Origin of the sequence: Marinococcus sp. PL1-022, assembly GCF_033845285.1 — a bacterium.
Lineage (GTDB): Bacteria > Bacillota > Bacilli > Bacillales > Marinococcaceae > Marinococcus.
Window position 1 is genome coordinate 1,395,571 of sequence record NZ_JAWXCX010000001.1, and the last position, 13,161, is coordinate 1,408,731.

At 51.3% G+C, this 13,161-nt stretch carries 14 protein-coding genes; 13 read left to right on the forward strand and 1 reads right to left on the reverse strand.

Features of this window, described 5'->3' with window-relative positions; translation table 11 throughout:
- Position 1 precedes the first annotated feature (1 nt).
- Both SIC45_RS07045 and SIC45_RS07050 read left to right on the forward strand, forming a co-directional pair.
- Complete coding sequence (locus tag SIC45_RS07045) at positions 2 to 496, forward strand: TRAP transporter small permease (RefSeq protein WP_319631596.1); 495 nt, start codon at positions 2 to 4, stop codon at positions 494 to 496.
- The gene (locus tag SIC45_RS07050) at positions 493 to 1,791 is read left to right on the forward strand and encodes a TRAP transporter large permease (RefSeq protein WP_319631597.1); all 1,299 of its coding nucleotides are present in this window, start codon (positions 493 to 495) and stop codon (positions 1,789 to 1,791) included. Before SIC45_RS07045 ends, SIC45_RS07050 begins: the two co-directional genes overlap by 4 nt.
- Before the next feature lie 22 nt (positions 1,792 to 1,813).
- On the opposite strand, the gene SIC45_RS07055 is transcribed toward SIC45_RS07050, so the two are convergent.
- The gene (locus SIC45_RS07055; protein WP_319631598.1) at positions 1,814 to 2,980 is read right to left on the reverse strand and encodes an ROK family transcriptional regulator; all 1,167 of its coding nucleotides are present in this window, start codon (positions 2,978 to 2,980) and stop codon (positions 1,814 to 1,816) included.
- A gap of 110 nt (positions 2,981 to 3,090) precedes the next feature.
- Here SIC45_RS07055 and uxaC point away from each other — a divergent pair, with 110 nt between their 5' ends.
- From uxaC to SIC45_RS07110, 11 genes are all read left to right on the forward strand, one after another.
- Positions 3,091 to 4,488, forward strand: a complete 1,398-nt coding sequence (gene uxaC, locus SIC45_RS07060) for a glucuronate isomerase (protein ID WP_319631599.1) — start codon at positions 3,091 to 3,093, stop codon at positions 4,486 to 4,488.
- Between the two features lie 14 nt (positions 4,489 to 4,502).
- On the forward strand, positions 4,503 to 5,540 hold the full coding sequence (gene uxuA / locus SIC45_RS07065; RefSeq protein WP_319631600.1) for a mannonate dehydratase: 1,038 nt from the start codon (positions 4,503 to 4,505) through the stop codon (positions 5,538 to 5,540).
- A gap of 3 nt (positions 5,541 to 5,543) precedes the next feature.
- Positions 5,544 to 6,389: an SDR family oxidoreductase gene (locus SIC45_RS07070; protein ID WP_319631601.1), complete on the forward strand. Its 846-nt coding sequence runs from the start codon at positions 5,544 to 5,546 to the stop codon at positions 6,387 to 6,389.
- Positions 6,390 to 6,400: 11 nt separating this feature from the next.
- On the forward strand, positions 6,401 to 7,030 hold the full coding sequence (locus tag SIC45_RS07075; RefSeq protein WP_319631602.1) for a bifunctional 2-keto-4-hydroxyglutarate aldolase/2-keto-3-deoxy-6-phosphogluconate aldolase: 630 nt from the start codon (positions 6,401 to 6,403) through the stop codon (positions 7,028 to 7,030).
- 3 nt (positions 7,031 to 7,033) lie between these two features.
- On the forward strand, positions 7,034 to 8,038 hold the full coding sequence (locus SIC45_RS07080; RefSeq protein ID WP_319631603.1) for a sugar kinase: 1,005 nt from the start codon (positions 7,034 to 7,036) through the stop codon (positions 8,036 to 8,038).
- 259 nt (positions 8,039 to 8,297) lie between these two features.
- Positions 8,298 to 9,134, forward strand: a complete 837-nt coding sequence (locus SIC45_RS07085) for a DUF4397 domain-containing protein (protein WP_319631604.1) — start codon at positions 8,298 to 8,300, stop codon at positions 9,132 to 9,134.
- Positions 9,103 to 9,735, forward strand: coding sequence for a class F sortase (locus tag SIC45_RS07090; protein ID WP_319631605.1), 633 nt, complete (start codon positions 9,103 to 9,105; stop codon positions 9,733 to 9,735). The genes SIC45_RS07085 and SIC45_RS07090 overlap by 32 nt, the downstream gene beginning before the upstream one ends.
- A 190-nt stretch (positions 9,736 to 9,925) precedes the next feature.
- Positions 9,926 to 10,405, forward strand: a complete 480-nt coding sequence (locus SIC45_RS07095; protein ID WP_319631606.1) for a DUF6773 family protein — start codon at positions 9,926 to 9,928, stop codon at positions 10,403 to 10,405.
- Positions 10,406 to 10,422: 17 nt separating this feature from the next.
- Positions 10,423 to 10,617, forward strand: a complete 195-nt coding sequence (locus SIC45_RS07100) for a helix-turn-helix transcriptional regulator (RefSeq protein WP_319631607.1) — start codon at positions 10,423 to 10,425, stop codon at positions 10,615 to 10,617.
- A gap of 83 nt (positions 10,618 to 10,700) precedes the next feature.
- Positions 10,701 to 11,465, forward strand: a complete 765-nt coding sequence (locus SIC45_RS07105; RefSeq protein WP_319631608.1) for a DUF899 domain-containing protein — start codon at positions 10,701 to 10,703, stop codon at positions 11,463 to 11,465.
- 231 nt (positions 11,466 to 11,696) lie between these two features.
- Complete coding sequence (locus SIC45_RS07110) at positions 11,697 to 13,025, forward strand: TrkH family potassium uptake protein (protein WP_319631609.1); 1,329 nt, start codon at positions 11,697 to 11,699, stop codon at positions 13,023 to 13,025.
- Positions 13,026 to 13,161: the final 136 nt, after the last annotated feature.

Sequence of the window (13,161 nt, forward strand, 5' to 3'; positions counted from 1 at the left end):
GATGCAAAAGGTCAAAATAATTCTCGACCGTACGCTGTTAATTGTTAATTCCGTATTAATTACCTGCATGGCCCTGCTTTCGATCTGGCAGGTGTTTACCCGGTACGTTCTGGATGCGCCGAGTACCACAAGCGAAGAAATTATCCGCTTTATGCTCATCTGGTTCACGCTGCTTACAGCCGCCTACGTATTCGGACAGAAAAAGCATATCGCCATTGTGTTTCTGATTGAAAAGTTCCGGGAGCGCTCGCAGCGCTTCATCGGGCTTGCCATTAACATTTTATGGGTGTTTTTAGGAATAGTACCAATGATTATCGGCGGCATCATTCTGCTGTCGTATACATACTCGGAAACGGCCCCGGCAACGGGCATGTCCATGCTGTTTGTCTACAGCGCTGTGCCGGCCTCGGGTGTATGTATCGTGCTGTATGCCGTAATTGATATGGTTCGGGGCAGCAGCCGGATCGGCACTGCCGGTGAGGGGGAAAAAGGATGACAGTTACAGCAGGAATTTTATTATTCGCATTGCTCGGCATACTGCTCGTGTTCGGGGTGCCGATTGCACTCGCCATACTGCTGAGTGCGATGGTTACCATTTCACTTGTGATTCCGTTTGATGTAAGCATCATTATTACCGCGCAGCGGCTTGCGACTGGCGTGGACAATTTCACGATTCTGGCGATTCCGCTGTTTGTGCTTGCAGGCATTATTATGAACAACGGCGGTATTGCCTTCCGGCTTATTAACCTGGCAAAAATTATTGTCGGCAGACTGCCGGGTTCTCTTGCACATACAAACGTCGTCGGCAACATGCTGTTTGGCTCCATTTCGGGGTCGAGTGTTGCAGCGGCTGCTGCGATGGGCAAAATCATGACTCCGATGGAAATGAGACAGAAATACTCTCTCAGCTACTCGGCCGCGACCAATATCGCGTCGGCTCCGGCAGGACTTCTGATCCCGCCAAGCTCCATGCTGATTGTGTATTCTCTTGTCAGCGGCGGCACCTCGATTGCAGCGCTGTTTATGGCCGGCTACATTCCGGGGATTTTGTGGGGCCTCTCCGTGATGGCCGTCGCTTATGTGTATGCCAGAAAGCATAAATATCCGGTGTCCGAGAAGGTCAGCTGGAAGGATAAACTGTTTATCGTATTTGATGCGATTCCGAGTCTGCTTTTGATCATTATCGTAATCGGCGGGATCGTCGCCGGCATTTTTACCGCCACGGAAGGCGCAGCGGTTGCCGTCATTTATGCGCTTTTGCTGTCACTGATCTACAGACAACTGAAAAAAGAGGAATTTAAAAACATTTTCAAGGAAACCATCGAAATCACGGGCATGATTCTGCTTTTGATTACAGCATCCTCGCTGTTTTCCCTCGTGATGAGCTATACCGAAATTCCGGCAGGCATCAGCAATGCGCTGCTTTCGATCAGCGCGAACACGATCGTGATTCTACTGCTTATCAACCTGATCCTGCTTGTAATGGGGACCTTTATGGACATTACGCCGGCCGTGCTCATTTTCACGCCGATCTTTTTCCCGGTGGTGACCGAGCTTGGCATCGATCCTGTTCACTTTGGCATTATTATTGCCTTCAACCTTTGTATCGGAAATATCACACCTCCGGTCGGAAGCGTGCTGTTTGTCGGTACAAGCGTTGCCGATGCGCGACTTGAAAGTGTCATCAAAACACTGATACCTTATTTCATCATTCTGATTGTGATGGTGATCGCCGTTACTTTTATTCCTCAGCTCAGCCTGTTTCTGCCTCAGCTGTTTGATCTGATGTAGTGATGTAGCTATGTGCTTTCTGTTACATGCTGAAGGAGACAGAGTGGTCCACATGGTGAACGCCCAGAAACTTTTTAAACGCAAGCGCCGCGGCTCCTAGTGCACAGGCGTCTTCGTTCAGGCTCGAAATTTTCAGCTCCTCGTAGTTGTTAAACTTGGACTGCAAAGACTCCTCGACCCGCTCTAAGAGCTCGGGCTTGGAGGCAAACAGCGGGCTGTTGATGATGATGCGCTCGGGATTAAAGATGTTAATCACATTATTTACGCCAATTGACAGATAGAAAATGTATTCGGCAATCTCTTGCTCAGCATCTATCGTTTCAAGATGTTTACTTACCTGCTCCTGGGTATGGAACTCGTCGCCGCTTTCGTAAAGCAGCTTAAAAAATGCTTTATTGGAGGCATAAAGCTCCCAGCAGCCATGGTTGCCGCACGGACAGGGCTTGCCATCCGGCTCGATAATCATATGGCCGATTTCACCGGCAAAGCCCTGATGCCCGCGGTAAATGACCGAGTCTTTAACCATGCCGAGCCCGATGCCGGAGTATAAAGTCAGGCAGAACAGGTCGGACCCATGTTTTGCATAAACGTGTTCGGCATATACGGCCAGGTTGGCGCTGTTGTCTACATGCACGGGGGCGTCAAACGCTTCTTCGAGGCGGGTCTTTATGTCCAGATTCACCCACTCCTGTTTTGGGGTATAAACGATCCGGCTGTCGTTGTTCACAATTCCGTGAATGCCGATACCGATTCCGGCGAGTGGAGCAGCAGAGGCGCCGCTCTGAAAGGCATCGATTTCTGCCTGCAGCTGTTGAATTAATGCTTCAAGCATGCTTTCAAAATGGTACGTATCCAGATGAAGCTGCTTCTGATGAAGACGACGGCCCTTCAGGTCACAAAAAATGATATTTGTGCTGAGTTCATCAATATCAACGCCTATTGTAAAGCCGGCACGCTCGTTCATTTCAATAATAATCGGCTTACGCCCGGGGGTATCGAGAGCTTCGGTTCTCGTTTCAATCACAAGTTCCTGCTCGAGCAGGTCATTGATCTGTGTGGAGATGGTCGCTTTATTTAAGCCGGTGATTCTCGCCAGTTCGCTCCGGGAAAGGGAAGCGTTTTTCACAATTTCTTCGAGAATCACCCGACGGTTTAAGTTTCGTATATAGTTCCAGTCGCCTTTATGCAAGGAGGATCCCTCTTTCTGTACGTACTGCGTATGTTAGTAATATGAATACTGTGTTAAAAGTATAAATTTAATAGTTTGCATAGTAAACAAATTAATTAGGAGATGACAACATGACTGCATTTATTCACGAAGATTTTCTGCTTCAGTCGCAGGTGGCACGCACGCTGTATCATGATTATGCGAAGCACCTGCCGCTCATCGATTATCACAATCACCTGCCGCCCGGCGAAATTTTAAACGATAAAAACTTTGATAATCTGGCCCAGATCTGGCTGAGTGGCGATCACTACAAGTGGAGAGCCATGCGGGCAAACGGGATCGCAGAAGAGTATATTACGGGAAACAAAAGCGACTACGAAAAGTTTCTGGCATGGGCGGAAACGGTGCCGAATACGCTCGGAAATCCACTGTATCACTGGACGCACCTGGAGCTGTCGTCGTATTTTGGCATTGATACGCTGTTAAACAAAGACACGGCAGAAGCAATCTGGGAGGAAAGCCGGGAAAAACTGCAGTCGCCGGAGTTTTCCACCCAGTCGCTGCTTCGAAAGGACAATGTCGTGTTTCTGGGAACGACCGATGACCCGGCGGACGCGTTAACTACGCACGAGCAGCTCGGGCAGAGCCATCTGCCGTTTGACGTGTCGCCTTCCTACCGGCCGGACCAGGCGCTGCACCTGGAAAAGGACAGCTTTCCGTCCTGGGTGCAGCAGCTGGCAGAGATGACGGGAAAAAGCATTTCCTCCTACGGGGAGCTTTTAGCGGCATTGGATGAACGAATCGAGGCGTTTGATGCGCTAGGCACCCGCAGCTCCGATCACGGCATGACGGACATGGTATATGAACCAGCCAGTGAAGCGGAAGCAGCGGCCGTTTTCCAAAAACGGATAAACGGGGAGGCAGTAACGACGGAGGAAGCAGCCAAATACAAAACGTATACGCTGCTGCATCTGGCCGAAAGGTACGCGGCAAAGGACTGGGTGATGCAGCTGCACCTGCACCCGCTCCGCAACACAAATACCGCAATGCTTCAGAGGCTTGGCGGAGACTCGGGATTTGATGCGATCCATGACCAGCTGCCCGCCCGGCCGCTTGCTGCGTTTCTCGATCAGCTTGAACAAAACGGTGCTCTCCCCAAAACGGTGCTGTACAGCGTAAACGCCAATAACAACAATACGCTTGCGGCGATTGCCGGCAGCTTCCAGAACAGCGAAATTCCCGGCAAGGTGCAGGTAGGCACCGCCTGGTGGTTCAATGACCACATTGACGGCATGGAAAACCAGATGAAGTCTCTTGCCAGCATTGGCCTGATCAGTAATTTCATCGGCATGCTGACCGATTCAAGAAGCTTTTTGTCATTTTCGAGACACGAATATTTCCGGCGTATTCTCTGCAATCTGATTGGTACATGGGTGGAGGAAGGAAAAGCGCCGTATGACTTGAAGCTGTTAAGTACGTACGTCGAAAATATCTGCTATTACAACGCGAAAAAATATTTTTCAATTTAAAGGAGGAGCAGGCAATGGAGATGAGCTTTCGCTGGTACGGGACCGAAGACCCCGTCAAGCTTGAACAAATTAAACAGATTCCCGCGATGAAGGGAATCGTATCTGCTATCTATGACCTGCCGCCGGGCGAAACATGGCCGCAGGAGACCATCAGGGGCATGAAAACCGAAATTGAGCAGCGCGGGCTCGTGTGGAACGTAGTGGAAAGCGTACCGGTGCACGAGGATATTAAAATGGGCAAGAGCACAAGAGACAGCTGGATTGAGAAGTATCAGGAAACGATCCGAAACCTCTCCCGGGAAGGCATTAAGACCATCTGCTACAACTTCATGCCGGTATTTGACTGGACCCGCTCCAAGCTTGACGCGCCGCTTCCGGACGGATCGCATTCACTTATGTATGATGAGGAGCTGATTCAGCAGATTGATCCGCTCGACGGAAGCTTGACGCTTCCCGGATGGGATCTGTCCTACCAGAAGGACGACCTGCGGGTCATCATGGATGAATATAAAGAAATATCGAAAGAGGACCTGATGGAGAACCTGATTTACTTTCTGGAGCGGATTATTCCAGTCGCAGAGGAAGAGGATGTGCTGATGGCGATCCATCCCGACGATCCGCCCTGGGACATTTTCGGCCTGCCGCGTATTATCACAAATGAAGCCAACGTTACGGCCATGCTGAAGCGGGTCAACAGCAGGCACAACGGGATTACCTTCTGCACCGGCTCCTACGGCGCGGACCGGAGCAACGATTTAATCGGCATGATTGAACATATGAAGGACCGCATTCATTTTGTGCACGCCAGAAACGTGCGGTGGACAAGCGAAAAATCGTTTCAGGAAACGTCGCATTCCGTGCACGACGGCTCGCTCGATATGGTCGGCATCATGCAGAAGCTGATTGAGGTGGGCTACGAAGGCCCGATCCGCCCGGATCACGGACGGATGATCTGGGGCGAAGAAGGCCGGCCGGGCTACGGGTTGTACGACCGGGCACTCGGCGCGGTATATCTTAACGGCATTATCGATGCTGTGCAGGAGAGGAGATAAACGATGCAGACACCATTTCAAATTCCACTGGAGGATAAAGTTGTCGTCATCACGGGCGGAAGCGGCGTGCTCGGCTCGGTGATGGCCGAGGCGCTCGCCGCCAACGGAGCGAAAGTGGCGATTATCGCCCGCAACAAGGAAAAAGTGGAGCAGGTGGCCCGGCGGATCAGCGAAAACGGGGGAGAGGCTGCCGGCTACAGCGGCGATGTCACGGACAAGCAGGCCATGGAAGCCATTTACGAGGACGTAAAAAGCCGGTTCGGGCCGTGCGATATTCTCGTAAACGGAGCGGGCGGGAACAATCCGAAGGCAACAACCGGGGAGGAATACTTCAATCCGGAAGCGCCCGACAGCGGCGGCACCTTTTTTGACCTGGACCCTGTCGCAGTGGATCAATTGTTTTCGCTGAATTTTCTCGGCGCGCTGATTCCATCGCAGGTGTTCACCCGCGACATGGTGTACGACCGGCCGGGCTCGATTATTAATATTTCATCGATGAATGCGTACCGGCCGCTGACAAAAATCCCTGCCTACAGCGGGGCGAAGGCCGCCGTCAGCAACTTCACCCAGTGGCTGGCCGTTTACTTCTCAAAATCCGGGGTACGGGTAAATGCCATGGCTCCGGGGTTTTTCCTTACGGATCAGAACCGGGAGCTGATGTTTTCGGAGGAGGGCGTGCTGAGCGCGAGAGCGGAAAAAATACTTTCCCAGACGCCGCAGGAGCGCTTCGGGGAGCCGGAGGAGCTGGTGGGCACCCTGCTGTGGCTCGTGGACGAAAAATCCTCAGGCTTTGTGAATGGCATTGTCGTACCGATTGACGGCGGATTTTCCGCCTATTCTGGAGTGTAAAGGAGAAAACGATGAGAGTATTTCATATTCTGAATCAAATGATAGAAAACAAGGTGGCTGTGGTCATTCGCGGCGAGAGTCCGGAGCAGGCGGTGAAGACCGCCGATGCCTGCGTGCAGGGTGGCTCCCGGACGCTCGAAGTTACCTTTACCGTACCGGATGCCGATGATGTGCTACGGACCCTTGGGCAAAAATATCCGGATACAGTGGTCGGGGCGGGCACCGTGCTCGACAGCGAAACGGCCCGGCTCGCGATTATCCGGGGGGCTTCCTTTATTGTGAGCCCGTCCTTTGATCCTGATGTTGCGAAGCTGTGCAACCGCTACGCCGTCCCGTATCTTCCGGGAGTGATGACCGTCCGGGAAGCGACCGAAGCGCTCGCCTACGGCGCCCAGGTGGTCAAGCTGTTCCCCGGGGAGATGTACGCCCCTTCCTTTATCAAAACGCTTCGCGGCCCGCTGCCGCACCTGCAGCTGATGCCAACCGGCGGTGTGGACCTGAATAACGTGCAGGAATGGCTGCAGGCCGGGGCCGTCATGGTCGGCGCCGGGGGATCGATTACCGGACCGGCCAAAGCCGGGGATTACGACGAAGTCACCCGGCTGGCGGGCGAATTCCAGCGGCTCGCCGAGGAGGTGTAGGCGATGGCGCACATCCTGACGATGGGCGAAATGATGATGCGGCTCACCCCGCCGTCCCATCAGCGGCTGGTCCAGACCAACGACTTTCACGTTTATTTTGGCGGGGCGGAGGCCAACGTAGCCATGAATATGGCCCAGTTCGGGCACGACGCCTCGTTGTTAACGGCGCTGCCGGCGAATGCGATGGGGGAAGCCGCCAAGCGCCGGCTCCGGACGGCTGGCGTCCATACGAATACGATCGTGAACCAGGGCCGGCGGCTCGGCCTGTATTATGTGGAGGAAGGGTATTCCGTTAAGCCGGCGGAGGTCATCTACGACCGGGCGGATGCCTCGGTATGGGAGCTTGTGGACACCGCTCTCGACTGGGAGCAGCTGCTTGCCGGCGTGGACGTGTTTCACGTAAGCGGCATTACGCCCGCGCTCGGCCCGGCCATGCATAATCTGACGATGACAGCCCTGAAGGAGGCGGCCAGCCGCGGGGTGCAGGTGAGCTTTGACTGCAACTACCGGGCGAAGCTGTGGTCGCCGGCGGAGGCAAAAGCGTCCTTCGAAGCCATTCTTTCCTACGTGGATGTCTGTTTCATCGGCCACAAGGATTTTGTCTACCTGCTCGGCATGGAGGGTGACGAAGCGTTTTCCCCGGAGCAGCTGGAACGGTTGTATGACCAGGCGGCCCGGAAGTACCAGATCTCTACGATGGCAAGCACGCACCGGACAGCGGCCTCGGCCAGCACGAACAGTCTGACCGGCTACTACTATGACGGCAGCCGGCTCCATGCAAGCAGCACCGTTTCGTTTGATCTGCTGGAGCGGGTCGGAGGCGGCGACAGCTTTGCCTCCGGCATCCTGCATGGGGTCCTGCAGGAAAACTGGGAGCCGCAGCAGATCGTCGACTTTGCGACCGGGTCGAGCGTCCTGAAGCACATGGTTTACGGCGACAGCAACCAGTTTGACGAAGCGTATGTGCTTCAGTTTGTTGAAAATCAGGACAACGATGTGAAACGATAAAGAATACTTATTTGTCCGGCTGGATGAACAGCCGGGCTTTTTGGTGTCTCGGGGTACAGCTTTTAGTTTAAAGCTGGTCGCTGTGTTTGTTTCTAAGCTCAATTATTATTTAATGTACAAATATTTTTAGAAAATTATGAAATTAACGTTTATTTTTTATAATTTAAGGTATAATATTATTAACTATGATTATATAGTTGGTTGTTCATTCATTACCCGCCCCGGAGAAACACATCCTTTTTAGAAAGAAGGCGGAGAAATGAAGAAGCTTGCTGGATCCATGTTAACTGGTGCGCTGGTGTTTAGTTTCGCTGGGGGAGGCACAGCATTGGCCGACAGTCACGATACGGAGGGCGGTGCATCGGAAGACAGCGGGATGGTAAGGATTGTACACGCCTCTCCTGATGCACCCGAGGTTGATGTGTACGTTGATGGAGAGGCTGTAGTCGAAGGGGCGGCCTTCAAGGATGCAACTGATTATATGGAAGTACCGGAAGGGGAACGTGAGGTAGAAATATTTGCCGCAGGTGAAGAAGGCGAAGGAGAGCCTGTGCTTTCAGGAACACTTGATGTGGAAGAGGGCGAAGCGTATACAGCTGCAGCCATAAACACGCTCGACGACATTGAGCTGAGCGTGCTAGAGGACAATCAGGAAGCAGCAGAAGGAATGGCGAATATCAGAGTAGCCCACTTCTCTCCTGACGCTCCAAATGTTGATGTCGCGGTAACAGACGGAGATATTTTGTTTGAAGATGCTCCGTTCACCGGAGTAACGGACTATATGGAAGTGGAAGCCGGATCCTATGACCTGGAAGTGCGGCCGACTGGCACCGAGGACGTAGTACTTGATCTGGCCGGTACGGAGCTTGAGGAAGGCATGAATTATTCTGTACTTGCTGTAGGCTTTGCAGAAGGAGATCCTGAGCTTGATGCTATTATACTGGCAGCCCCTTCCAGTGAAAGTATGCCATCTGAAATGCCGCAGACTGGTGCAGCCGGAACAGATAATACGATGATGTACGTATTGGCTGGCCTGTTGGCAGCTGGTCTTGGGGCAGGATACTATGCACGCCGTCGCGCGGGCGCTTCTTCATAGCATTCTCTTCGCTGTCCTGATTCTTTTTTTAACCGGAAGCTCTGAAGAATTCACGGAAGCGGAAACAGCTTATTCGGAAGCGTCAATAGAAGGGGCAGAAGCTCCGGAGATCGGGAAGCGGACAGAGACACAAACAGCAGCTTTATCTCGAGAGTCGATTTCACCGTCAGCCATCAGCATAAGCTCGATTGGTGTGGAAGCGGCGGTGGATGATATGGGATATACGGAAAACGGGGGAATGGAAGTGCCCGATAACGGGGAGGATACCGGCTGGTTCTCGCCGGGATTCAAGCCGGGGCAGCAGGGGAATGCGGTCATCGCAGGACATGTGAATGACCGCTCCGGTCCTGCTGTGTTTTACCATCTGGATAAACTCGAGCAGGGAGATTTGATTGAAGTAACCGGTGAGTCCGGGGAAACGATTACTTTTGAAATGAAATCCGCTGCATCTTATCCGTATGACGATGCCCCGATTCAGCAGATTTTCGGAGCATCGAGCGAGCGTTCGCTGCAGTTGATCACATGTACCGGAGAGTTTGACAACGATGCCGGTACTCACAGGCAAAGACTGGTGGTAACCGCTTCTGTTGTGGAAGAGTAAAAGAAATTAATTCTGTATGAGTCATGACCGGAATGGTGAGGCGAAAAAAGCCAGCCATCCGGTTTTTTTATGTTCAACACAAATAACTGGTTTTCAGATAACTAAAAGGATAATTTCTGCCATTATTGCAATATATATATTGCATTTTGAAAATTATAATATACAATAAAAGAAAAAGGAGGCGGTGCGAATGAAGTGGTTCCAATCAAATCCGAAGGACGAGCGGGTAGAGCAGGCGAAAAATCAAATCTACCGGGAACTGTATATAGTAGTGGCGGTGCTGTGTTTTCTTTCAATTATCATTAAACAGTTTGTAAATGTAGCGGTCTACAGCAGTATAACAGCCGAAATAGCGATATTGCTCATCACATCGCTTTATTATATGGTCCGTGGCTGGCAGCTCGATATTTTCAGCGCAGAGCGGGAAATGCACGACCGCAGGAGCCGCATCCCAATGACGGCGAAAAATTTTATCTATGCCGGGATCGGCGGCGTGGCAATTTCTCTTTATTTCGGCATGAGGAGCGCCGTTTTATACGCAGAAGGAACAGGGCAGACTATCTACTACTTCTTCCTTGTGGCTGCTGGCTGCTTAATGATTTACATTCCACTGTTGATTGGTCTGGCTTTTTTGGTGGAAGTATTTACAAAATCAAGACATGCTGAATAAAAAGGGCAGGAGTATAAATGAAAAATTTGAAATTAAAAGCGGCCCGGGCCGAGAAAAATTTATCCCAGCAGGAGCTTGCTGAACAGAGTGGCGTTTCCCGGCAGACAATAGGACTAATTGAACTCGGCAAATACAACCCGAGCCTGCAGCTGTGCCTTGCGATATGCAAGGCTCTTTCCAAAACGCTTGATGATTTGTTCTGGGAGGATTGAAGCGGGATAGAAAATTCGCAATACAGAAGAAGGTTTTTCCCTGAATTGGGACTATAATAGAAGAAAAGGAAAGGGTGTTTTACATGGAGGAAGGAAAGCTCAGTAACCCCAACTATCCTTCTGTTGTGTCCCGGGAAGCATGGAAAGCCGCACGTAAGGAGCTGTTACAAAAGGAAAAGGAACTGACGAGAGCAAGAGACCGGTTAAACACTGAACGAAGGAATCTGCCGATGGTGGAAATAGAAAAAAATTACCGGTTTGAAGGGGAGAACGGATGGTACCGGCTGCTTGATTTATTTGAAGGGCGCCGCCAGCTGATTGTGCAGCACTTTATGTTTGATCCGGCCTGGGAAGACGGGTGTCCGAGCTGCACAGCCGGGGTTGATGAACGATCAAACGGATTGTATGAGCATCTGCATGCCCGGGATACGACCCTCGCGACCATTTCGCGTGCGCCGATCGAAAAACTTATTCGGTATAAGCATAAAAAAGGGTGGGAGTTTCCGTGGTATTCTTCCTACAGCAGCGAGTTCAATTATGATTTTCATGCTACACTCGATGAAGCCGTCGCCCCAATTGAATACAATTACCGAACCAAAGAAGAACTGAAAGAGACGGGTTTTGACGTTGAGCAAGGACAGCCGATAGAAATGCCCGGTCACAGCTTCTTTTTAAGGGACGGCGACAGAATCTTTCATACGTATTCTATGTACGCAAGAGGCGCAGAAATGCTTGGAGGCTCCTACTATTTTTTAGATTTAACCGCTCTCGGCAGGCAGGAGCCCTGGGAAGAGCCGAAGGGACGGGCAGAACAGGTAAAAAGCTCAGATCCTAACTTTTTGGATTAGCGAGTCTTCGGCGTTTAAAATAACCTGAATGAATGGCTTCGGTATGGCCCCGGAGTCTTTTTTATGTCGTTCAGCCTAAATTTTTATACGTTCTATTTTGGCGGATTTGAAAAAATAGATAGTGAAACATGTCGGTTTTTTGTATGATAGAAAAAACAGAAGGAATATTTTTCAAGCCAAAAATGATTCCTCATACGCAGTACTAACCTTTGCAGAATCGAGCGATGTGTAATGACTGTTCTATCATGGTTGATGCGGAGCATGACGCCTCCGCAGATTCTTGCTTCCGGTTTCATCATCGTTATAGCCATCGGCACGGCTCTTCTGATGCTCCCTGTTTCCGTAACGGGTCCGATCAGTTTCATTGATGCGCTGTTTACAGCAGCATCCGCCACGACTGTGACCGGTCTGGTGACGGTCAGCCCGGGAAACGGCTTCACGGTGTTCGGCCAGACCGTGATTATGGTTATGATTCAGCTCGGCGGGCTCGGGTTTATGGCGGTTACGGTATTTATTGTACTTCTGCTCGGTAAACGCATCGGCCTCCGCAGCCGGCTTCTCGTGCAGGAGTCGCTGAACCAGCCGGCGATGGGCGGCGTCGTGAAGCTGGTAAAGATTCTGGTGATTTTTTCCCTGACTGTGGAATCGGCCTCCGCAGCCGCACTTGCCACCCAGTGGGTGCCGGAGTACGGCTGGAGCGAGGGCCTGTTCTACAGCGTGTTTCACGCGGTGTCTGCCTTTAATAATGCCGGGTTTGCGCTCTGGGACAGCAACCTGATGCAGTATGCCGGCAATCCGGCGGTGAATATTGCGATCTCCTCTTCGTTCATTATTGGCGGCATCGGCTTCACAGTATTGTACGACGTGTGGGAAAAACGGAAATTCCGCACGCTGACGCTGCATTCGAAATTGATGATCGTCGGCACGCTCGTGCTGAATGCTGCAGCTGTGACTATCGTATTTTTGTTTGAATATATTAATCCGCAGACTACGACCTCGCTTTCGCTTGGGGAGCAGCTGTGGACCTCTTATTTTCAGGCGGTGTCGCCTAGAACGGCCGGTTTTAATACCGTCAACATTGCCGATATGCAGATTCAGACAATCGTATTTATTATGATGCTCATGTTCATTGGCGCCGGCAGCGCTTCGACGGCAAGCGGAATTAAGCTCACGACATTTCTGGTGATCGTTCTGGCCGCGGTGAAGTATATTAAACGCGAAGAAGATTTAACCGCCTTTCGCCGCCGCATCGCCCCAGCCATTATTGAAAGGGCACTCGCGATTACGGTGCTCGGATTCGCGGTCGTCTTTTCGGGAATATTTATTTTATCGCTGACCGAGCAGGCCCCGTTTGAACAAATTGTATTCGAGGTATTTTCAGCATTCGGAACGGTCGGCCTCACGATGGGGCTCACTGAAGCCTTAAGCACGATCGGAAAAGTGGTGATCATCGGCATCATGTTTGTCGGCCGGGTGGGCTCGGTAACGCTCGCCTTTTCCCTGGCCAAGCCGAAAAAAACGCACGTGCGCTACCCGCAGGGCGATATCTTTACCGGATGAGCCAATACAAAACACAGCCGTTTCCTGATATCGACAGGGAGCGGCTGTGTTTTTACAATGCTTATAATAAAAAATGAAAATAGATATAAAATAAGGAATTTTTATGGTAGTATAGTCATGCATTTGTAAAAAGGAG